Source organism: Brucella thiophenivorans (genome assembly GCF_002252445.1).
GTDB classification, from domain to species: domain Bacteria; phylum Pseudomonadota; class Alphaproteobacteria; order Rhizobiales; family Rhizobiaceae; genus Brucella; species Brucella thiophenivorans.
Map to the genome: position 1 here is coordinate 12,735 of NZ_NNRJ01000059.1, position 21,853 is coordinate 34,587.

The window sequence follows — 21,853 nt, forward strand, 5'->3', positions numbered from 1 at the left end:
AATTAATCACGAGGAGAACATCATGAAGCTTACTACCCTTATCGCAACAGCGATGACGCTGTTATCAGCATCTGCCGCACTTGCAGACAACAATCTCAATCTGGTCAATGAAGGCGAACTGCGCGTTCTGGTCAACCCCATTTACCCACCGATGGAATTCGTCAATCCCGAAACCGGCACACTTGATGGCCTCGACATTGATCTTATTAATGCCGTGGCAAAGAAGCTCAACCTGAATGTGCTTCTTGTAACGTCTGCATTTCAGGAACTGCAAAGCGGACTGCAAACCGGGCGCGGTGACATTATAGTTTCCGGCATGAGCGACAATCCAAAGCGTCAGGAAAGCATGGATTTTGTCGATTACCTTACGAGCGGCCCCATTCTCTTCACAACGAATGCAAATGCAGCAGACTATAAGAAGCCAGAGGATCTTTGCGGCAAGAAAGTTGCAGGAAGCCGCAGCACGACCTTCGGTACCAACGTCACCGACTGGAGCGAAGCAAACTGCGTAGCAAAGGGCAAACCAGCAATCGTGTTTGAAGGCACGGCAGATTCCAATGCTGCACGTCTGGGGATGAAGCAAGGCCGCTACGATGGCGTGGTACAGGGAATTGAAACCATTGCCTATCAGATGCGTCTCGAACCCGATACTTTCACACTCATCGGCGACCCGCTGCTAAGCAATGATACATTCGGTATGGGCTTTAAAAAGTCGAACACCGCCCTGCGTGATGCGGTCGCCAAAGCGCTCGACGAAGTTATCAAAGATGGCACTTACGCTGAAATTCTTAAGAAGTGGGGCTTGACCCACAACGCGGTCGAGAAAGCCGTCATCAACGGCGTCAAATAAGCCGCAGCAAGGCTTAACAATATCAGAAACAAACCAACGGAACGCGTTTGCGCGTTCCGCAGTTTAAGTGCGCGAAAAATTTCAGCAACTGCAAATAAGGTAACGAGTGTCTCAATGCTGCAGTCTTCTTTCCATCAAAGCCCAATTCTCTGGCCAGAAGGGCGGCGCTCAGCGGTTACTTTAGCCTTTGACGTAGACGGCCCAACCGGAGACGCAATGCTTGACGGCTCGCTGCGGGACAATCCGCGATATTTCACCCAAGGTGCATATGGTCCGTGGAAAGCCCTCCCCCGGCTTCTTGATCTGCTGGCACGATATGACCTGAAGGCCACGTTCTTCATCCCTACATGGGTTGTTTTACATTGGACCGAGCATTGCATCCGCATTGTCACGGAGGGACATGAAGTTGCCTATCACGGACACCGGCATGAGGTATTTATAGACTGCACTCCTGAGCAACAGCTTGATATTATGGAAAACTCCAAGACAATTTTCCAACGCTATCTCGGCGTGACGCCTGTTGGCTTTCGCACACCATCTGGCGACTGGAGCAATGAAACAGCAGAATTGCTGAAAGCTTTTGGCATTGTTTATTCTAGCTCTATGCGTGGTGATGACAGGCCTTACTTCCACGACACATTCATGCCCGGTCACGGTCTCGTCGAAATCCCGGCCCGATGGGACATCGATGACTATACCGCCCTCGCCTATACGGAAGAACCCGATTTTCCTGTAGGGCTGGATCGCATTTCTGATTACCGGACCGTTGAAGCCAACTGGAAAGCCGAGTTTGAAGGCTATCATCAGGATGGTTTGTGCTGGACGACCATACTTCATCCGAAGGTTTGCGCCCGTCCGGGACGTCTTTCAATTCTTGAAGGTCTGTTTCGCGCAATCAAAGCGCGTGGTGATGCGGTGTGGTGCACACGCCTCTCGGATGTTGCTGAATGGTGGATCGCAACAAACGACGCACAAACAGACCGGGTGAAAAACTGATGTCTGCACAATCTCAATCTCAGCTAACCCAGTTCGGTGGGTCTCAATCTTTCTGGCCTGAAGGCAAGGGCTGTGCCGCTTCAATTTCTGTTCTGTTCAGTGATGGGCTGGACGCACTCGCCACTGCGCCTGATCTTGCTGATCGCAACAAAAGCTTCTCTGTGTGGAAATATGGAACAGCTCGGGGCGTCGAACGCCTGTGTCGTACATTCGAAGACAAGAAATTGGCGACCAGCTGGTTCGTCCCGGCGACGCTCACTGAGACACACGCAACACTACTTCGCGACATACGTGCCAGCGGACATGACTTTGCCAGCCACGGCCTTACTATTGAACGTTATGATCTTTTAAGTCAGCAGGTAGCGCTGGATCGCATCAGACAATCGAAATCACTTCTTGAAACCTGCCTCAATCGGGAGATCACAGGCTTTCGCCTCCCGGCAGGCAACTGGCCTCATGGCTTTGACCGACAACTTCTTGAAGCTGGCTTCCAGTGGTCAGCATCGTTGAATGGCGACGACATACCATTCCTTCATCAATCGGGACTTCTGGAAATTCCCGTTCATATCGAACTCGATGACCGCCCCTATTTTCAGTTCAACTTTACCCCCGCCTTTCCGAAAGGCCAGAGCAGGCTTCCGGCATATGAAGCAGTTCTGGCAAACTGGAAAGCAGAATTCGATGCCTATCATCGTTATGGGGGCTGCTTTGTACTGCAAATCCATCCTGAATGGAGCGGCACGCCGGGCAGGATCTGTATCATTGAAGAAATGATAGACTTTATCCAGAGTCATAATGACGTTTGGTTTGCGACAGCATCTGAAATTGCACAATGGTGCCTTCAACATTTGCAGCCTTCTCCACCACAACATCCTATAAATGTTTACAAAGATTATGTGAAGGAGACCGCACGATGATAACGGGTGCGTTTGCAGGTCTTCTCACTAAAACGTCTGAATCTGCCTTTTCGGACGCGACCATCGACAAAACTAAAATGCATATTCTCGATACGATTGGGGTCTCCCTTGCAGGCGCACGATCATTCGAAACACAAAAAATGCTGGAAGTGCTTCACCCATCTGGCAATGAAGGTCATTGCGCGGTCTGGGGAACATCTTATTCCACCAATGCCCGCACGGCAGCTTTAATCAATGGCGTCTCGGCTCATGCCTATGAACTCGATGACAGCGGTGGCTGCGATCATTCGGGGGCTGTCGTACTGCCCGCCGCAATTGCTGCTCTTGCAGATATTGCGGAACCAGTGACCGGTGCTGCCTTTCTGCGAAGTATTATACTGGGCTATGAGGTGGGTCGCCGTGTCCTTGAGGCAGCCGGTGGCTATGAGACCCATAACGGTCTGGGCTGGCACTCGACCGGCACCTGTGGTGTATTTGGAGCAGCCGCCGCAGTTGGCTCACTTCTTAAACTCAACAGGCATGATCTCTCGTCGGCGCTTGGAACAGCCTGTTCATTCGCTGCGGGAACATGGGCTTTCATCGGCAACGGCAGTTCTGCAAAAAAGCTGCACTCCGGACGCGCTGCCGAAGCCGGAATTTTGGCCTCTTGTCTGGCGCGTGGCGGCTTTCAGGGACCAGAAGCCGTATTTGAGCCCGATCAGTGGGGGAGTTTCTTTGCAACCTATTGCGGAGATCACGCTGATCCGCAGACACTTATACGCGATTACGGTGTATTCTGGCGTATCAATCGCTGCTCTATCAAGCCCTATGCGACATGCCGTGGAACCCATTCTGCAATTGACGCGATCAACTTGATTTTCACGAAAGCCAGTTTGAACGCCTCCAATGTTGCTAAGATTGAAGTCGGAATGAGTGCCTTTCAGTTTGGAATGTGCGGCAGCAAGTCAATCACGACGCGTGCACAGGCGCAGATGAGCCTGCCTTATGCGATGGCAGCGAGACTGCATTACGGCAAGGTGTTCCTGGATGAACTTGCCAACAATGCTTGGGAGGCATCTGAAATTGCAGACTGGCTCGACAAAATGACCATAGAAATCGACAAAACAATGGCTGATGAGGATGAGCCTGAAGTCAGGATAATTACGCATAATGGTGACGAACACCGGCTAGTGGTCGAAGCCCCTCTTGGCGGCCCGGACAATCCGCTTTCTGTGGAGCAAATTACCAGAAAATATCACGACCTTAGCAAAGGGATACTGCCAGTGACGCAGGTTGACGCGATACGGGAACTGATCCTCAACCTCGAAAAAACACCGGACGTCCGGGCGCTCCTTCCCCTCCTGCAATCCCCAATGCAAAACTGAGGACACTATCAGATGTCAACCAATACGGCTTCAACCTGGTCACCACTGTTTAAAGAAGCAGTTGCTGATGATTTCCGCGATTTCCATGAATGTCTTGATCAGGATAAGCGCATAGCGCTGCACGATGTTCATGGATCGCTTGTGCACGCTGACATGCTGACGCGTGCAGGAATTTTAACACAAGAAGAAAATCTGGCGATGCAGTCCGGCCTGAATAAAATTGCTTTGGAAATGCAATCGGGAGAATTTGTCTGGAAAAAAGAACTAGAAGACGTTCATATGAACGTTGAAAAGCGCCTGACTGAGCTTGTGGGTGAGCCTGGCAAAAAACTTCACACGGCGCGCTCGCGTAACGATCAGGTCGCGACCGATATACGCCTCTACGCCCGTAGTGAACTTGACAAACTCGATACGGAAATTTCTGCTCTTATTCGTGCACTTGTTGATCTTGCTGAAGAACACGCGGAAACAATAATGCCCGGCTTCACGCATCTTCAGGTTGCACAGCCGATTACGTTCGGCCACCATCTGATGGCTTATACCGAGATGTTTTTGCGCGATCGACAGCGGGTAAAAGAATCTCGCGAACGTCTCAACATATCGCCACTCGGTGCTGCGGCGCTTGCCGGCACAGGTTTCCCGATTGATCCAAACTACAGCGCCGTACAGCTCGGTTTTAGTGCAGCGTTTCGAAACTCACTTGATGCCGTATCCGACCGTGATTACGTTATAGATATCTGTAGTCTAGGTGCGATCATCATGGGTCATCTTTCGCGGCTATCAGAAGAAATTATTCTCTGGTGCACCCCCATGTTCGACTTCATCGAAGTCGGAGACCAGTTCTGCACCGGATCTTCGATCATGCCACAAAAACGTAACCCCGATCTCGCAGAACTGCTGCGTGGCAAAGCCGCGAGACTAATCGGAAACCTCGCTTTCTCAGCATCGCTGATGAAAAGCCAGCCTCTTGCCTTCAACAAAGATCAGCAGGAATCCAAACCCCCACTTACCGACAGTCTTGAAACAGTCCGTGGCGCGGTATCTGTAACAACGCAGATGATCCCGTCCATAAAGGTCAAGAAGGAAAAAATGCTTCTGGCAGCAGATCAGGGCTATTCTACCGCAACAGATCTTGCGGATTATCTTGTACGTGCCGGTCTGCCTTTCCGCGATGCTCACCACGCCGTGGCTGCCATCGTCGGTCATGCACGGGAAAAAGCGTTGAACACGCTGTCCGAAATAGCTCTGAGCGAGATGCAAAAATTTGCATCTGTTATCAACGATGATGTTTTCGATGTTCTGACCGTGGAAGGTTCAGTTGCGAGCCGCAATCATCGGGGCGGTACAGCTCCGCAACAGGTACGTTCTGCCATAGCAGAAATCCGTGCTTTGCTTTAATGCTAAGGTTTGTGGGGCGACAATGCGCCCCACAAACTGTGTTCTATTTTAATTGCATAAATTCATCGAAGATTAGACTCGAGTTCATATGCGCGATACAATAATATTCGCCTTTTTCAGCCCTCAATGATACACTGAATGGCCGTCTTAATCGTCTGAAATTATGAGTGACCCTTGGATCTAAAGCTGGACAATAATCGTCTTCCACCATTGCAGACACTCCAAAGTTTTTCGGTTGTCGCGGATACGGGAAGCTTTACGGCCGCGGCCAACCAGCTCAACATCAGTCAAAGTGCGATCAGCCGCCAAATCCAGCTTCTTGAGCATTATTTCGGCTGTAGCCTTTTTGATAGGCACACACGAAAAGTGCTTTTAACCGAACAGGGACGCGCGCTGCTGCCCATCATCAATGGATTGATGGCTTCGCTTAAAAGCTCTTTTGAAGCTACAAAACGTCCAAGTCGCACACTGACTATTCGCATGCCACCGACGCTGGCTCGGCGTTGGTTCCTCCCTCGCCTGCCGGATCTTTTAAAAAAGTACCCTGATCTGAATATCAATATCGATACTGCCTGGTTTGCACGTCCGAATTTCTCAGTTGACGATATTGATATGCTCATAACTTATGGAAATGGCAGTTGGCCGGGGATGGTGGTTATCCCTCTGGTGAGAGAAAGTCTGACGCCTATGTGTTCGCCGTCATTGATCGAAACATTAGGGCAGCCTGCAAACATAGACAAACTGGCTGGGTGTGTGCTGATTCATTCAAATCCTCGACACAGTGACTGGATGCTCTGGTTACAGGCCGAAGGCGCTTATTCTCTCAGAGGCTCGCGTAATCAGGTCTTCGACACGCAGGATTTTGCAATGACCGCTGCTGCAAGCGGCTTTGGCGTAACGATGGGTGACATCACATTTGCAAAAGACGATCTGGCCAGTGGAGTGCTACTACAGCCGTTCCCGAAGGTATTAGATACCGGATATGGCTATTTTGCGCTGTTCCCAGACAGCAAGCAACATCGTGATAAAATACGCGATCTTTCAAGCTGGTTTGACGTGCACGCCATATAACGTGAACTTTAAATACTTCATTTTGAGACAGGATTATAACGTATCGATTTTTGTAATATTGGATATGTCACTCGATTCATCCCTCAAGTTGCAAGATTAGATTCCATCACTATTCGATTTTTTATAAAGGATTGATTGCCAGTCAAGCATCTAAATAGTCATAGATGCAGAGGTGGCATAAAATATTGCGAGCGGGCCATGGAGTTTAGCTCTCAATCAGCTTCTGTAGCCTAACCCAATTGATATCTCTTCAGCGCTAGATTTCACGATTGACGCAATATTTACAAGACGTGACTTCAAAATATACGGAGGGGTGCTTGCAACACTCAAGCCAGCGACGATCTGGCCCCGCGCATCGCGAATTGGCGCAGCTACGCAACCAATGCCGGTCTCATTCTCTTCTATCTCTATCGTATAACCCAACTTAGAGAACTCGCGCATAGAGTTTAGATAATTGTTCCAGTTCAAAAAACCAGGAGGTGGAACCTCCTCGTTCAAAATTTCATTCTGAGCCAGTGAATAGAGCCGAGCCCATTCAGTTTCATCCAGATCCAGCATTTGAGCCTTGCCAGTGCCTGTCACTGCTATCGGTTTTCGCGCTCCGATGCGCGAGCGCATTTCTAAGCCACGTCGACCTGGAACTTTATCAACATACATAATGAAATCTCCATCACGGACGCTGAGATGAATTGTGTCGTCAGTTTCACTTGATAGTTTTTGCAAGATAGGTCGGGCTACCTCAGTAAGGGGCATTTGAGCGAGAGCTTTTGCGCCGAATTCAATCAACTTGGATCCCAGCACATAACCTCGCCCATCAACATAACGCATGAAACTGTTGCGTTGAAGGAATGCAACTAATCTATGAGTGGTACTACGTGTCATACCAGTCGCTTTTCCAATTGAAGGAAGATCGCAATGTCCCTCTGCCACCGCAGACAATATTGAGAAAGCCCGTGATAGGGACTGTGTGCCCTGACTCAAATTTTCGCTCATTGTCATGTCCATAATCTGATAATTTATCCCGTATGTTAGGATAAGAAACTAAGCTGCGCGTTAAATCAATAGTGCCTTACGATAAAACCCATATTATGGGATATAATCTTATATGTTGAACATGCTGAAGCGCCGTGCTATTGAAACCGCGATCACAGCAGATCTAGTTTGTGAGATTTATCAGAATGCTCGAACGGGAGGAGCACCGAGAGCATGAACTATCAATTCGATTTCAGCTTTCTGGCCGAATATTGGCCAGAATTAGCTAGAGGGCTTTGGCTAACTATCCGGATGTCGGCGATTACGATCGTTTTAGGCTTCTTTGTTGGAACCATTTTTGCGATTGGCCGAAGCTCGCAGAGGAAATGGCTGCGCCGACTATCAGCCACCTACGTTGAGGTTATCCGGAATACACCACTTCTGGTTCAGATGTTCCTCATCTACTTTGGCTTGGCGTCGCTCGGGCTTAAGCTCAACGCCAACTTTTGTGCAATTCTTTCGATCGTCATTAATATTAGTGCCTATACTTGTGAAATCATGCGCGCGGGAATTGAATCAATTCGTAAAGGGCAATTAGAAGCTGCCAGATGCCTTGGGTTGTCACCGCTACAGACATTGGCAGTGATAGTTTTGCCTCCGGCTACTGAGCGTGTCTATCCAGCACTTACCAGTCAATTTATTCTAATCATGCTGACCACAAGTGTAGTCTCGCAAATCTCTGCCGAAGAACTCACTTCAATTGCAACACGGATCGACTCGATCACGTTTCGCTCATTCGAGATCTACTTGGTAGTGGCAGTTCTTTATATCCTTCTCGCGGCAACGGTCCGAGCGTGCTTCTGGCTAATAGGCCGAGCGACGTTCCCACGACTTCGCCGCCTTGGCACCCCACTTTAGGTTCAGCCATGCTCACAAGTTTTCAAATTCAAGCTTTGTTGGTCGGTGCTACTTGGACCTTAGGCCTTTCTCTTGTCGCCTTCGTCGGTGGTGGCCTTCTAGGTCTTCTGATTGCTGTATCACGCGTGTCCAAAAGCCGGATTATACGTTACTCGTCTTTTCTGTATGTACAGATTATACAGGGAACACCATTGCTGATCCAATTACTGCTAGCATATTTTGGCCTGTCTTTAATCGGTTTCGACATCCCACCATTCGCAGCTGCGTCGCTGGCAATAGCCGTCTACGCGAGCGCATACTTCGGTGAAATATGGCGTGGCGGGATTCTTTCGGTTCCTAAGACACAATGGGAGGCTGCAGAGTGCTTAGCGCTTAGTTCTTTCCAACGATTTTGGCTAGTTATCGTGCCACAGGCTTTGCGGCTCTCAACGCCGCCCACAGTTGGCTTCATGGTGCAGATCGTCAAAAACACATCGCTTGCCTCAGTCATTGGCGTTGCCGACCTGACCTATACCAGCAAGCTCATCAATAACTCGACGTTCCAGCCATTCCAAGTCTTTGTGCTCGTCGCCGCCCTTTATTTTCTTATGTGCTACCCACTCGCATGGTGGAGCCGCAAGCTGGAGGATCGTCTTAATGTCTCCAATCGTTAAGCTTACAAATGTATCGAAATCCTTTGGAACTTTAAATGTTCTCAAAGATATCTCGTTCGAGGTAGCTCCGAAATCTGTGGTTGCTCTAATCGGGCGGAGCGGGTCTGGAAAAAGCACGGCTCTGCGTTGCATCAACGGCCTTGAAACCATCAACGGCGGAGAGATCAAAATTTGTTCGCACACGCTCGGCCCCAAACTTGACAGCAAGCTCTTGCACCAACTGCATCTTGACGTTGGGATCGTTTTTCAAAGCTATAACCTTTTTCCGCATCTGACAGTTGGCCAAAACATTATGCTGGCTCCACGCTGGGTGAAAAAGATTTCTCGTTCGAATGCAAAAGAAACCGCAAGAGAAGTGCTGGAGCGCGTCGGCCTCCTCGAAAAATTCGACAATTATCCTGAACAGCTTTCCGGCGGTCAGCAGCAGCGCGTAGCGATCGCCCGTTCGCTTGCAATGCGTCCGAAAGTTATGTTGTTCGACGAAGTTACATCGGCGTTAGATCCGGAACTTACCGGAGAAGTACTGCGTGTTATGGAGCACCTCGCACGTGAAGGAATGACAATGGTTCTCGTCACACACGAGATGGCATTCGCCCGCGGTGTGGCCAACAATGTCATCTTCATGCACGAGGGCAAAATTCACGAGAGCGGCCCAGGCTCAATGTTGGCAAACCCTCAAACGCCCGAACTTGCACAATTCGTCGGCAGCGGCCTCTGAAGCCAGCGCTGACATCAATTTCGAAGCAACTCAACGGAGGAAATGAGTATGAAACTTACAACTTGTCTAACCGCTCTTCTCGCAGCCCTAACTTTGGGAGCGGGCGCAACGGCAGTCCAAGCCGACGAACTCGCCAAGATCAAAGAGAACAAGTCTATCACTATCGGCATCGATCTCGGTCAGGCACCTTTCGGTATGGTCGATGGTCAAATGAAGCAGGTCGGCTCGGATGTTGCAGCTGCCGAACTACTGGCAAAAGATCTTGGAGTTGAACTGAAGGTTGTTTCCGTTTCGCCTGCAAACCGCATTCCGTATCTGATGACGAACAAAGTCGATGCTGTTATAGCCAGCTTTTCGATTACTGATGAACGTAAAAAGACAGTCGACTTCTCCGCACCTTATGCCGTCATCCAGTCCGCAGTTTCCACAACCGCCGGCCTTAAAGTAAACTCACTCAAGGATATTGAGGGAAAAGAAGTCGCCGTAACGCGTGGATCGACAAACGACCAGATTATCACAAAAGCAGTAACGGATGAGGATCTGAAGGACGTTACGATAGTTCGTTACGACGACAACGCTACCGCAACCAATGCTGTGGTGTCCGGTCAGCAGTCAGTCTACGTGGTTGCACCGTCATTGCTGGCACCCGTTAATGCCGCCAACCCCTCTAAAAAGATTGAGCCACAGCTGACACTTAAGACTTTCCCGCTCGGTATTGGCTTGCGAAAGAACGAAGATACTTTCAAGGGCTATCTCGACAATTGGGTTCAGGAAAACCTCGCAAACGGTAAACTGCGAGAGATCTACAAGACTTACCACAATGTCGACCTACCCGCCGACATGACTAATATCAACTAATCATGAAGTTCGCCGGTCTCCATTTGAGAGACTGGCACCTAATTCCCAAAGACACTGGAAGTCGAGATGTCTGCACCAATAATTATCTGCCTTCGCCCTGAAGATGACGTCGTTATTGCCGCTAAAGCGATCCCCGCAGGTACCGTACTTCGGGAAAGCGGCATCACGGTTCTCACTGACGTACCCGCAGGCCACAAAATCGCGGTGCGCGACATTTCGGCTGGCTCCCCGGTGCGAAAATACAACCAGATCATCGGCGCTGCTAGCGTGGATATTCTGGCTGGTTCGCATGTCCATGTCCATAATCTGGAAATGATGGAGGTCGCACACGACTTCGCCATCGGCCAGGATTTTCATGCCGTCGAACAGGAAGCTACCCCTGTTACTTTCATGGGCATCAAACGCCCGGATGGTCGCGTGGCCACCCGCAACTATATTGGCATTCTAACTAGCGTAAACTGTTCGGCGCGTGTAGCACGCGCAATTGCAGATCATTTCCGTCGTGACATCAATCCTTCGGCTCTCGCAGACTTCCCGAATGTTGATGGCGTGGTTGCTCTCACGCATGGCATTGGTTGTGGCGTCGATGTCGGCAGCGAAGGCATGGCTATGGTGCGCCGGACGATATCCGGTTACGCCATCCATCCGAATTTCGGAGCAGTCGTGATAGTCGGACTCGGCTGTGAAGCGAACCAGATCTCAACCATTATGGACGAGCGCGCGCTTTCGGAGGACGAGACGTTGCAGGCTTTCACGATCCAGGCGCTTGGTGGCACAGCAAAAACAATCCAGCATGGCATAGAAAAAATCCGCTCGATCCTACCGACCGTCAATGAGGTGCACCGTGAACCACTGCCAGTTTCCCATCTGGTCATTGGCCTGCAGTGCGGCGGCTCTGACGGATATTCCGGCATAACTGCAAATCCGGCTCTTGGCGCTGCTGTCGATATTCTCGTAAAAAATGGCGGCACGGCCATCCTTTCCGAAACGCCTGAAGTTTACGGAGCAGAACACCTTTTGACGCGCCGCGCCTCCAGTCAGGACGTGGGCGAAAAACTCGTACGTCGTCTGGAATGGTGGAAAGAGTACTGCGCTCGCAACGGCGCAGAAATGAACAATAATCCATCAGCCGGCAATAAGGCGGGTGGCCTGACCACGATCCTAGAAAAATCGCTTGGCGCGGTGGCAAAAGGCGGCACGACCCCTCTGAACGGGGTCTATGAATACGCCCAGTCCGTCACGGCCAAGGGGCTGGTGTTCATGGATTCGCCTGGTTTTGACCCGATCTCGGCCACTGGACAAGTCGCGTCCGGCGCCAATCTGATATGTTTCACCACCGGACGCGGCTCCGCTTTCGGCTGCATGCCATCCCCTTCCCTCAAGCTGTCGACCAACACTGCGACGTGGAAGCGCCAAGAGGAGGACATGGACATCAACTGTGGCTCGATCATTGACGGCGATGTCACGATTGACGAGCTTGGCAGAACGATTTTCCAGATGATCATTGATTGCGCGTCTGGCGAGCCTTCGAAAAGCGAGGCATTCGGCTACGGCCAGGATGAATTTGTTCCATGGCAGATCGGTGTCGTTACCTGACGCAGCGACCGACTGTTTCTATTGGCTGCGGGTAAACAGGGATAGATGAGAAACTAAATCTGCAAGAGAACAAATGTGCCCTCTCGTTTAAAATGGGCCCTTATATCAAGGGAATCTGGAATGCATAAACCTGTGTCGATCATCCTTGACTGGGGCACGAGTTCGTTGCGCGCCGCTCTCGTGTCGGAAGCGGGCGAAACGCTCGAAACCTGCGACACCATAAGTGGTGGCATCCAGTTCGTGAAGGACGGTGCTTTCGAGGCCGCTCTGATGGAGGCCGTGGGCACCTGGTTTACCCAACACGGGCCGCTTCCGGTAATAGCCTCCGGCATGATCACCAGCCGTAACGGCTGGATCGAAGTGCCTTACGTCGACACACCCGCTGGCCTCGCCGAACTTGCTGCCGGCACCAGACAGCTAATACTGCAAAACGGCGCAGTCGTCACCTTCCTACCCGGCATGCGTGATCTGGCGGCAAAGCCTTTTCCGGATGTTATGCGTGGCGAGGAAACCCAAATCGTCGGGTTTGGCCTCAAAAACGATTGCATCGTCGTGCTCCCTGGCACCCATAGCAAATGGGCACGCGTCGAGGGTGGTCGCCTCGCCGGCTTCCAGACTTATGCGACCGGCGAAATCTTTTCGCTCCTCACCAAATACTCCTTCATCGCCAAAGGGATCGAACCGGCTCCGGGTGCAGAACCCATATGGTCGGCTTTTGATCGCGGCGCGGAATTTGCAGCCAGTGACGGCCGCGCCGCGGATGGATTTCTCTCCGCCGTCTTTTCCGCCCGCACCGGCGTGCTTGCCGGCGTGCTAGAACCTAAGGATATCAGTGACTACGTCTCCGGTCTTGTCATAGGTTCGGAATTCCGACAGGCACTCGCCGCCGGCTGGCTGTTTGCAGGTGACGCTATTGGCATCGTCGGCAACAATTTGCTGAACAACCGCTACGGGCGTGTCGCAACGCTTTTTGGCCTGACTATAATTCCAGGCCCGGCAGACGCCGCCAAACGGGGCGTGCAGCTGATCGTCGGCCACTTGCACTTGACGAAATAAGGATTTTCACGATGAATCTTCATGACACTCTCAAACAATGCAACCTGATCGCTATCCTTCGCGGCATCAAGCCGGAGGAGGTCGAGGCTGTCGGTGAAGCGCTGATCGAGGCCGGCTGGCGTATCCTAGAAGTTCCGCTCAACTCGCCTGATCCGTTAAAGAGCATCGAAAAGCTGCAGCGGCGTTTTGGCGATTATGCGTTGATCGGCGCAGGTACGGTTCTCACCCCCGCACAAGTTGCCGATGTCGCCGCTACTGGCTCGAAGGTCATCATCTCCCCGAACGCAAATCTTTCGGTCATCAAAGCCAGTGTCTCTAGGGACATGGTTAGCCTACCGGGCGTCGCAACCCCGACGGAAGCCTTTGCAGCAATAGATGCTGGAGCAAGCGCCGTGAAAGCTTTCCCTGCCGAGGCAATTCCACCAAATGTTATCAGAGCATGGAAAGCTGTGCTCCCGGCGGAGACACCTGTGTTCGCAGTCGGCGGTATTACGCCCAATAATATGAAAGCCTACATTGACGCCGGTGCCGCCGGGTTTGGCATCGGTGGCGCACTCTACAAACCTGGAGATACTGCTAAATTAGTCAGCTTAAAGGCTATACAATTTATCAAAGCAACCAGTGAACTCTGATTTCTGGCAATATTCATCCTTAATATCTGAAGAGATTAGCATTACTGGCTCTTGTCACTAGGCGATGTGCAGATTGCCAGTCAAGAATTTTACTCTCACGAGAGTCTGTAGTGCGAGGTCGACAAACGTGTTGAAAAGAAATGAACCGAATAATTATTTTTCGGTATAATCTCACTACAGTTTGAGGCACTCGAAGCGGCAATTCCAAATATAAAGCGCAGGCTCTCAGATTTTCTTGGCGAAACCGAAGGTCTTTCGCAGGCTGCCGTCGACGGCTTTGGCTGGCATAAAGCGACGTAGACGCGAAAGAAGTGTTGCGTTTTTTCCGACTGGCTGGCGTAGCTTGTAAGGTCCGTCGATGACATCGGCAATTTTCTCCGCCACGAATTGTGCAGATGGTGCTGATTTGATCTGCCCTTGAACGGCGCTGATAGTCGCTTGAAACTGCGAGGCGTAAGCGCCAAGCGGTGCTGCCGTTTGAGTGGCATTTACGTCTAGGTTTGTATTTGTAAAGGTTGGTTCCAGCAAAACAACTCTGACACCGAAGTTTCGGATCTCATGATCGAGGCTTTCCGATAAACCTTCCAAGGCATGTTTACTTGCGGCATAGACGCCCATAAATGGCGCCGGCAGAAACCCAAGAACCGAGCTCACGTTGATAATCAGTCCGCTTTTTCTCGTTCGCATTGAGGGTAGGACTGCTCGTATCAGGCGGAGACGACCGAGAACATTGGTGTCAAAGACCCATGAGACCTCTTGAGATTGTGTGATTTCGATTGGCCCCAAAAGGGACACCCCCGCGTTGTTTATTAGCACGTCAATACGTCCAGTCTCCGACAATACGCCGTCTACGAAACTGGAGACAGACGCGTCGTCTGATACATCTACAGTGCGGTTCTTAAGGTTGGGAACCGAAGTCGTCCCCTCACGGCGCGGCCCCCCGTAAACTAAGTGCCCGGCCTGCGCGAGTAGCAGCGCCACCGCCTCTCCAATCCCTGAAGATGTACCGGTTATTACGATTACTTTTTGCTCGGCCATTTTTGGCCTCCTGTCTGTTGTGAAGAATCTTAATTCTCCCCGATGGAAAATACTTTTAATAAGAATCGGGCCACTTCGAGTGCGCAACGAGCGCCTGTTTAACGATCACTTGATTGGAAGCCTCGTCGGAACCTCTGGGGCGGGTGCTTGATGGTGTACTGGCGGTAAAACTGGGCTATATGAATGAAAGGACAAGCTTCACGCTTCACTCGGTTCACGCTGCGTGGTGAGTGATTTTAAACTCTTCACCCATGAGACTTTGTGCACTAGCCTCTCAAACATTCAGATAAAGGATGAAAAATGATGTTGTACACAAGTGGCAGTTCGCGAACTTAAGGTCTCTCTCCCACGCAACAACGACATACCTTCTGCTGGTGTAAATACCCAATGAATTTCAGTTGGCGTATCGTTATCGTATCAATTTCGGACGACTATATTGCCACGATTAAAGTGTCTGACGAGACTCTTAGCAACGTTCAGGATGCGCTCGTGCTAAAGCCAGAATCTGGTCTCCCGCGTTTTTAATTAATATGATTACTAAGGCGGCTTACGCGGTCCAAGTCGGCCTAATAAATTTTGGCGAACGATTTCAGAGCTCATTGTGCTCACTCCATTATTGCCATTTTTATCGGCAGTTGCGGTTCTTCATTTGCATGGTTTTGATTTGCCCCTTCGCTTTGCGGCTTGATCCTGAACCAGACAGCATACAACGCGGGGAGGAACAGGAGAATCATGACTGTGCCCGCTGCCGTTCCCCCGATAAGCGTGTAGGCCATCGATCCCCAAAAAACCGAATGAGTTAACGGAATGAACGCCAGAATTGCAGCAAGAGCAGTAAGTATTACAGGTCGTGTCCGTTGCACCGTCGCCTCAATGACAGCATGATAATCATCAAGTCCTGCGGCCTGGTTTTCCTTGATCTGCTCGGTGAGGATCAACGTGTTACGCATCAGAATGCCCGCCAGTCCGATCAACCCGAGAATGGCATTGAAGCCGAAGGGTTGATTGAACAAAAGCAAGGTCGGAACCACCCCGGCAAGACCAAGTGGTGCGGTGAGCATAACCATTGTCATGGTCGACAGACTGCGAACCTGCAGGATGATGACGATCAACATTGCAGCAATCATCAGCGGGAATACCTGAGCCAGTGCCGTATTCGCCTTGAGGGACTCCTCGATGTTGCCACCCATTTCAATACGATACCCAAACGGGAGCGAGGCGATCAGCGGCTGCAGTGCCTTCATCACCTGTTGCGAAACTTCTGGTGGCTGCGTTGCCTCGTTGATATCGGACCTAATGGTTATAACCGGGGTACGGTCACGACGCTTTAAGATCGGCTCTTCGAAGCGGATCTCGGAATGTCCGATCTGATCGAGTGGCACTTGGCGACCATCTCTGCTCATCAACGAAAAGTCGGCAAGTCGTGAAGGATCAAGGCGGCTCTCTCCAGCACTGCGTGCAACGACAGGCACGTTGCGGATATTGTCGCGCACCTGCGTGACAGGAATACCGCTCAGCAGCATCTGCATTTGTTGTGACGCCTCCGATGGTGAGAGACCGATCAGATTGAGCCTTTCCTGGTCGGGGACAAAGCGCAGCACAGGCGTGCGGTTGCCCCAATCTCTGTTGGCTTGGCGTACATCTGGAACAGTCTTCATGATTGCCAGAGCCTGCTCGGAAATCTTGTAAAGTTCATCTTGGTCAGGCCCCATGATGCGGAACTCGACCGGGAACGGCGTATAGGGACCAAATACAAGCTGGGTCACACGCACGGATGCTTCAGGAACAAGACCCTCGGATATGGCACCTCTCAAGCGGTGCTTAAGTTCTTCTCTGGCGTGGGCATCGGGCGTGAGCACGACGATCTTAGCGAAGGCAGGATCGGGCAATTCTGGGGACATGGCGAAGAAGAACCGAGGGGCACCCTGCCCTACATAACTTGTAACGATATCTGTTTCGGGCTGGGTCTGTAGCCATGCTTCGACCTTCTTCACCGCCGATGTCGTCGCTTCGATGCTCGTGCCCTCTGGCATGCGCACTTCAACCAAGACCTCCGGGCGATCCGATGTCGGGAAGAACTGCTGCTTCACACCACCCATCCCAACAACCGACAGGGCCATGGAAATGCCTACAACGGCGCAGACTACGAACTTGTGGCGGACTGCGAGTTCGATAACGGAACGCAGACGACGGTAATTCGGCGTGTCGTAGATGGCGTGATGACCGCCCTCGACAGGCTTGATGTTCGGCAGCATTTTAACGCCAAGATACGGCGTGAAGGTAACAGCGACGATCCAGGATACGATCAGGGCAAAACCGACGACCCAGAATATATTTCCAGCATATTCGCCGGCCGCTGAGTTAGCGAAACCGACGGGCATCAACCCGATGATTGTAACAAGAGTGCCCGAGAGCATCGGGGCTGCTGTGTGGCTCCAGGCATAGGCAGCGGCTTTGACGCGATCCATGCCCTCTTCCATCTTCACTACCATAACCTCGATAGCGATGATGGCATCGTCGACCAGAAGGCCGAGTGCGAGGATCAGCGCGCCCAGTGTGATACGGTCGAAGAAACGTCCAGTCTCCAACATAATCAGGAACACCGCTGCGAGGGTAAGCGGCACTGCAAGCGCCACAACGATGCCAACACGCCAGCCCAGCGCAACAAGGCTCACGAACAGAACCACACCCAGCGCCATTGCGAACTTGAGCATGAACTCGCTGACCGCCTCATCAATATTGACAGCCTGATCACTTACTTTGGTAAGCGTCATGCCAAGTGGTAACTCTTGGGAGATCGACGCAGAGCGTTCTTCCAGCGCTTTACCAAGATCAAGACCGTTCCATCCTGCCTGCATCACCACACTTAGCATGATTGTCGGTTCGCCCTCATGGCGAATAATGTAGGTCGCAGGATCTTGATAGCCACGCCGTATCTCTGCTAGGTCAGAAAGCTTCAGTGTTCGTCCAGCAGCAACAATAGGCGTATCGGCAATCGCCTGGACGCTGTTGTAGGCTCCATCGAAACGTATAAAGATCTGTGGGCCTCGTGTGTCGATGGACCCAGCAGACGTGACTGTGTTTTGTCGCTGCAACGCAGAAGCAATGTCCTGTGCTGATATACCGAGAGTTGCGAGTTTCGCATAGGAAAACTCGACGAAAATCTGTTCGGGACGTTCGCCGATTATGTTGATTTTCTTCACGCCAGGAACATGTAGAAGATCCTGGCGGATGACCTCCGCTTCTCTGACGAGATCACGCATCGGCATGCCCTTTGCTTTGAGAGCATAAAGGCCAAAACTCACGTCTGAATACTCGTCGTTGACGAATGGGCCCATGACGCCTGGAGGCAGGTTGCGCGCTTCGTCACCGAGCTTCTTTCGCGCCTGATAGAACTCTTCTGCGACGGCACTTGCGGGCGTATTATCCTTGAGAGTGACCGTCAAAAACGCGTAGCCGGGTCTGGTCGTTGTTTCGACACGATCATACCATGTCAGTTCCTGAAGACGCTTTTCGAGCGGCTCGGCAACAAGGTCCTGCATTTCACGCGCAGTGGCACCTGGCCAAACGGAAGTGACCGTCAATGTCTTGATAGTGAACGACGGATCTTCGGCGCGTCCCAGCTTGATAAAAGCGTAGGCGCCAGCGGCAGCGAGAAGAACAATGAAGAATAGGGTGACGGCGCGTTCACGAACTGCGATGGCGGAAAGATTAAAGCTCATTATTTTGTCACCTCGGACTGCGAGGCAATTCTAACGCTCGCGCCGTCATCTAGCAGATGGGCGCCTATGGCGACAATCTGCTCTCCGATGCCGATACCAGTGACAAATGCCGCCTCCTCACCAACTTGGCGGACCGCAACCGGTGTGAACTTCACCGTGGATGTGGTGCCGTTGACTACCCACACGCCTGTGCGATTTCCGTTGTCCAGGATTGCGCTGACGGGTACCGCGACTTCCTGCTCGCGTTCAGCATCCAGAATTTTTATCGTAACGGTCGATCCAAGTGGGGCCGACGCCGCACCTCCCTCAAGAATGTAGCGCGCCTCGTAGGTCCGGGTTTGTGGATCAGCAGAATCGGAAATCTGCCTTAGCCTGGCTTTGTCATTGGGACTTCCGCCGCCATAGATACTCGCTTGAGCTTGCGAGCCGGGAGCGGGGCGCTGGGTCTCGGGAAGCCAGACCACAGCCTCGCGTGGCCCGGACTGCGCCAGTTGAATCACGCTCTGTCCGGCTGCCACAACTTGTCCCGGATCCCCTAATGTCTGAACTATGGTTCCATCAGAATCTGCGAACAGGACCGCGTAAGCTGCTGCGTTTTCCGCGACCTTTGCGTCAGCTTCAGCCGCTGCGAGTTGCGCCGTTGCCGTATCCAAAGCCGTCTTCGCCTGCTCATAACGCTGCGGGGTTGCCGCCAGGCGATTTTTTACCAAAGCTGCATAGCGTTGTTCGTCAGCCTGCGCTTGGATCAAAACGGCGCGCGCTGCAGACACCGTGTTGCGCTTGGCGGTTAGTGCTAGCTGGAGATCGGTTTCGTCAATGCGCATCAGCGCCTGACCCTGTCGGACTTGCTGTCCCACGTCCACCATTCGCTCAATGATCTTGCCAGGAACGCGGAAACCTAGATTGCTCTGGACACGGGGGGCGACAGTACCTGTGAAAGAGCGCTCGGCCATTCCGGTGGCCTTTGCCTCAGTAACCCGAACCAAGGGGAAAGACGTCCTTGGATCAGCGGCCTCAGCTTCGCGCTTTGGTGCTTCCAAAACTACAAAAAAAGCCGCCGCAGTGGCGGCGGCCACTGTGAAACCCGCGATGGCCCAGACTTGTTTGCGTTTCATTTCTGCTTTCTCTTCATAACCTGAAATCCAACAAATTAGATTGCGATCTAATTCTATTTATGCTATAGATGTCAAATGAAATCTAATAGGAGGCTATTATGAGAGTGAGCAGCGTACAGGCCGAAGAGAATCGCGAAACAGTGATTAACGTGGCCAGTCGACTGTTTCGAGAACATGGTTTTGACGGGATCGGCCTGAAGGACCTCATGAAAGGTGCGGGCTTAACGCAAGGCGCCTTCTATAAGCAGTTTACATCCAAGGATCACCTTGCTGCATTGGCTTCTCGGCGCGCTATGTAAGGCGCAACCCGCAGATGGTCTAGAGCTGCGGCCGAAAGCCCAGATCCTCTGGAAGCTATTATTGAGTTCTATCTTTCGTCCGGACATCGTGGCGAGAAGGCTGACGGTTGTCCTTTGGTTGCATTGGGAGCAGACGCGGCGCGTCAAAGTAAAGATGTTCGACAACCATTCGAGGGCGGGATCAGGGCTCATTTCGAGGTTTTGGACGAATTGATGCACGAGACCGGCAGGTCAAATCCGAGCAGCAAGGCAATAGCGATTTTGTCCCTTATGGTCGGTGCTGTCACGATGTCTCGCCTCATTGAGGATGAGAACTTGTCGCAGAATGTCCTCGATACAGCCGCTAACGAAGTGAGGCGCATTGCAGGTGGTAAAGGGGATGACGGAGCATATGAAGCTTGCCCCCATAAATGAGAGACGGCTCCATTATTCCGTCCAGCTCATGAGCTGAAGTGGCTCTGCAGATCGGATACGGCGTCAATAGCGCTCTTGCGGCCCAACCTAACACTGCATGTTCTAAGAAATGCTCCCGGACCACTTCTCGCCCGGCAGTAAGGAAACATGCCAAATTCAAAGAAAACAAAGGCGTAAAACCAATGCGTAGGATCGTTGTCACAGGAATGGGAGCTGTCAGCCCCCTTGGAGCGAATGCTGGTATTTCCTGGCCGCGTCTACTTGCAGGAACCAGCGGAATACGGCGACTGGGAGATGATGTCGTCGCTGATCTTCCGTCTAAGATCGGCGGGATAGTCCCCTCAATCGCGGATGATGCTGAAGGAGGCTTTGACCCGGATACAGTCCTCTCTACCAAAGACCAACGCAAGGTCGACAGGTTTATCATCTTCGCACTCGCCGCAGCTGAAGAAGCGCTCGCTCAGGCAAAATGGAAGCCGACCTCAAATGAAGAGAAACTACGGACCGCGACGATCATTGCGTCGGGTATAGGCGGATTTCCCGCGATAAGCGAGGCAGTCCGAACCGTCGATCAACGCGGTGTCCGCCGTCTTTCGCCCTTCACTATTCCGTCGTTTCTCGTCAACCTCGCAGCTGGGCAAGCGTCGATCCGTTTTGGCTTTAAGGGGCCCATTGGGGCACCTGTGACGGCGTGCGCTGCAGGTGTTCAGGCTATCGGCGATGCTGCCAGAATGATCAGGGCAAATGAAGCAGACATTGCGCTCTGCGGCGGAACCGAAGCCTGCATGAACACTGTTAGTCTCGGCGGTTTTGCCGCGGCACGATCTCTTTCGACCAGCTTCAATGACACGCCGAGCAAGGCATCGCGGCCCTTTGATGCCTCTCGCGACGGATTTGTTATGGGCGAAGGAGCGGGCATGCTGGTTATTGAAGCACTCAGCCATGCACTTGCTCGCGGTGCGACGCCAATTGCAGAACTCGTCGGGTACGGAACAACAGCCGACGCGCACCATATCACCTCTGGCCCCGAGGACGGCAATGGTGCACGCAGAGCAATGGAGATCGCCATTGCACAGGCTGAAATAAAGCCCGGCGACATCGGCCATCTGAATGCGCATGCTACCTCGACATCAGTTGGCGATCTGGGCGAAATCCGAGCCATCAAGAGCGTTTTTGGCTCTAACAATGGGATCGCGGTTAGCGGGACCAAATCGGCGACAGGTCATCTCCTGGGCGCGGCCGGAGGGCTTGAGGCCATTTTTACAA

The 21,853-nt window shown here is 52.0% G+C and carries 18 protein-coding genes and 1 pseudogene; 15 read left to right on the forward strand and 4 right to left on the reverse strand.

Annotated elements, in window-relative coordinates:
* The first annotated feature begins 22 nt into the window (after positions 1-22).
* From CEV31_RS18480 to CEV31_RS18505, 6 genes are all read left to right on the forward strand, one after another.
* Entirely contained in the window at positions 23-850 is an 828-nt protein-coding gene (locus CEV31_RS18480) for an ABC transporter substrate-binding protein (protein ID WP_094509332.1), read from the forward strand.
* A 114-nt stretch (positions 851-964) separates the two neighbouring features.
* Complete coding sequence (locus CEV31_RS18485; protein WP_094509334.1) at positions 965-1,846, forward strand: polysaccharide deacetylase family protein; 882 nt, start codon at positions 965-967, stop codon at positions 1,844-1,846.
* Positions 1,846-2,763 carry a polysaccharide deacetylase family protein gene (locus CEV31_RS18490; protein ID WP_094509336.1) on the forward strand — a complete coding sequence of 306 codons (918 nt, stop codon included), beginning with the start codon at positions 1,846-1,848 and terminating at the stop codon, positions 2,761-2,763. Before CEV31_RS18485 ends, CEV31_RS18490 begins: the two co-directional genes overlap by 1 nt.
* A complete protein-coding gene (locus CEV31_RS18495) occupies positions 2,760-4,127 on the forward strand; it encodes an MmgE/PrpD family protein (protein WP_094509338.1) in 1,368 nt (455 codons plus the stop codon). Before CEV31_RS18490 ends, CEV31_RS18495 begins: the two co-directional genes overlap by 4 nt.
* Before the next feature lie 12 nt (positions 4,128-4,139).
* Positions 4,140-5,525, forward strand: coding sequence for an argininosuccinate lyase (gene argH, locus CEV31_RS18500; protein WP_094509340.1), 1,386 nt, complete (start codon positions 4,140-4,142; stop codon positions 5,523-5,525).
* 174 nt (positions 5,526-5,699) lie between these two features.
* A complete protein-coding gene (locus CEV31_RS18505) occupies positions 5,700-6,596 on the forward strand; it encodes a LysR substrate-binding domain-containing protein (protein ID WP_094509342.1) in 897 nt (298 codons plus the stop codon).
* A gap of 216 nt (positions 6,597-6,812) precedes the next feature.
* On the opposite strand, the gene CEV31_RS18510 is transcribed toward CEV31_RS18505, so the two are convergent.
* Complete coding sequence (locus CEV31_RS18510) at positions 6,813-7,589, reverse strand: IclR family transcriptional regulator (RefSeq protein WP_210190957.1); 777 nt, start codon at positions 7,587-7,589, stop codon at positions 6,813-6,815.
* Between the two features lie 213 nt (positions 7,590-7,802).
* Here CEV31_RS18510 and CEV31_RS18515 point away from each other — a divergent pair, with 213 nt between their 5' ends.
* The 7 genes from CEV31_RS18515 to CEV31_RS18545 all read left to right on the forward strand — a co-directional run bounded on the left by CEV31_RS18515 (position 7,803) and on the right by CEV31_RS18545 (position 13,999).
* A complete protein-coding gene (locus tag CEV31_RS18515; RefSeq protein ID WP_094509346.1) occupies positions 7,803-8,486 on the forward strand; it encodes an amino acid ABC transporter permease in 684 nt (227 codons plus the stop codon).
* 8 nt (positions 8,487-8,494) lie between these two features.
* Positions 8,495-9,139 carry an amino acid ABC transporter permease gene (locus CEV31_RS18520; protein WP_094509348.1) on the forward strand — a complete coding sequence of 215 codons (645 nt, stop codon included), beginning with the start codon at positions 8,495-8,497 and terminating at the stop codon, positions 9,137-9,139.
* Positions 9,123-9,857 carry an amino acid ABC transporter ATP-binding protein gene (locus tag CEV31_RS18525; protein WP_094509350.1) on the forward strand — a complete coding sequence of 245 codons (735 nt, stop codon included), beginning with the start codon at positions 9,123-9,125 and terminating at the stop codon, positions 9,855-9,857. The genes CEV31_RS18520 and CEV31_RS18525 overlap by 17 nt, the downstream gene beginning before the upstream one ends.
* A 48-nt stretch (positions 9,858-9,905) precedes the next feature.
* Complete coding sequence (locus tag CEV31_RS18530; protein ID WP_094509352.1) at positions 9,906-10,715, forward strand: transporter substrate-binding domain-containing protein; 810 nt, start codon at positions 9,906-9,908, stop codon at positions 10,713-10,715.
* A 66-nt stretch (positions 10,716-10,781) separates the two neighbouring features.
* Positions 10,782-12,311: a UxaA family hydrolase gene (locus CEV31_RS18535; protein WP_094509355.1), complete on the forward strand. Its 1,530-nt coding sequence runs from the start codon at positions 10,782-10,784 to the stop codon at positions 12,309-12,311.
* Between the two features lie 120 nt (positions 12,312-12,431).
* Positions 12,432-13,367, forward strand: a complete 936-nt coding sequence (locus CEV31_RS18540) for a 2-dehydro-3-deoxygalactonokinase (protein WP_094509357.1) — start codon at positions 12,432-12,434, stop codon at positions 13,365-13,367.
* Positions 13,368-13,378: 11 nt separating this feature from the next.
* Positions 13,379-13,999 carry a 2-dehydro-3-deoxy-6-phosphogalactonate aldolase gene (locus tag CEV31_RS18545; RefSeq protein WP_094509359.1) on the forward strand — a complete coding sequence of 207 codons (621 nt, stop codon included), beginning with the start codon at positions 13,379-13,381 and terminating at the stop codon, positions 13,997-13,999.
* 225 nt (positions 14,000-14,224) lie between these two features.
* Here CEV31_RS18545 and CEV31_RS18550 read toward each other — a convergent pair whose 3' ends face one another.
* From CEV31_RS18550 to CEV31_RS18560, 3 genes are all read right to left on the reverse strand, one after another.
* A complete protein-coding gene (locus CEV31_RS18550; protein WP_094509360.1) occupies positions 14,225-15,037 on the reverse strand; it encodes an oxidoreductase in 813 nt (270 codons plus the stop codon).
* Positions 15,038-15,642: 605 nt separating this feature from the next.
* Positions 15,643-18,759, reverse strand: coding sequence for an efflux RND transporter permease subunit (locus CEV31_RS18555; protein WP_094509362.1), 3,117 nt, complete (start codon positions 18,757-18,759; stop codon positions 15,643-15,645).
* On the reverse strand, positions 18,759-19,874 hold the full coding sequence (locus CEV31_RS18560) for an efflux RND transporter periplasmic adaptor subunit (protein ID WP_094509364.1): 1,116 nt from the start codon (positions 19,872-19,874) through the stop codon (positions 18,759-18,761). The genes CEV31_RS18555 and CEV31_RS18560 overlap by 1 nt, the downstream gene beginning before the upstream one ends.
* Positions 19,875-19,972: 98 nt before the next feature.
* Between CEV31_RS18560 and CEV31_RS18565 the strand changes: the two are divergent.
* Positions 19,973-20,587, forward strand: a pseudogene (locus CEV31_RS18565) (TetR/AcrR family transcriptional regulator).
* Positions 20,588-20,769: 182 nt separating this feature from the next.
* A partial coding sequence (locus CEV31_RS18570; RefSeq protein ID WP_094509366.1) for a beta-ketoacyl-ACP synthase occupies positions 20,770-21,853 on the forward strand: 1,084 nt, incomplete at its 3' end.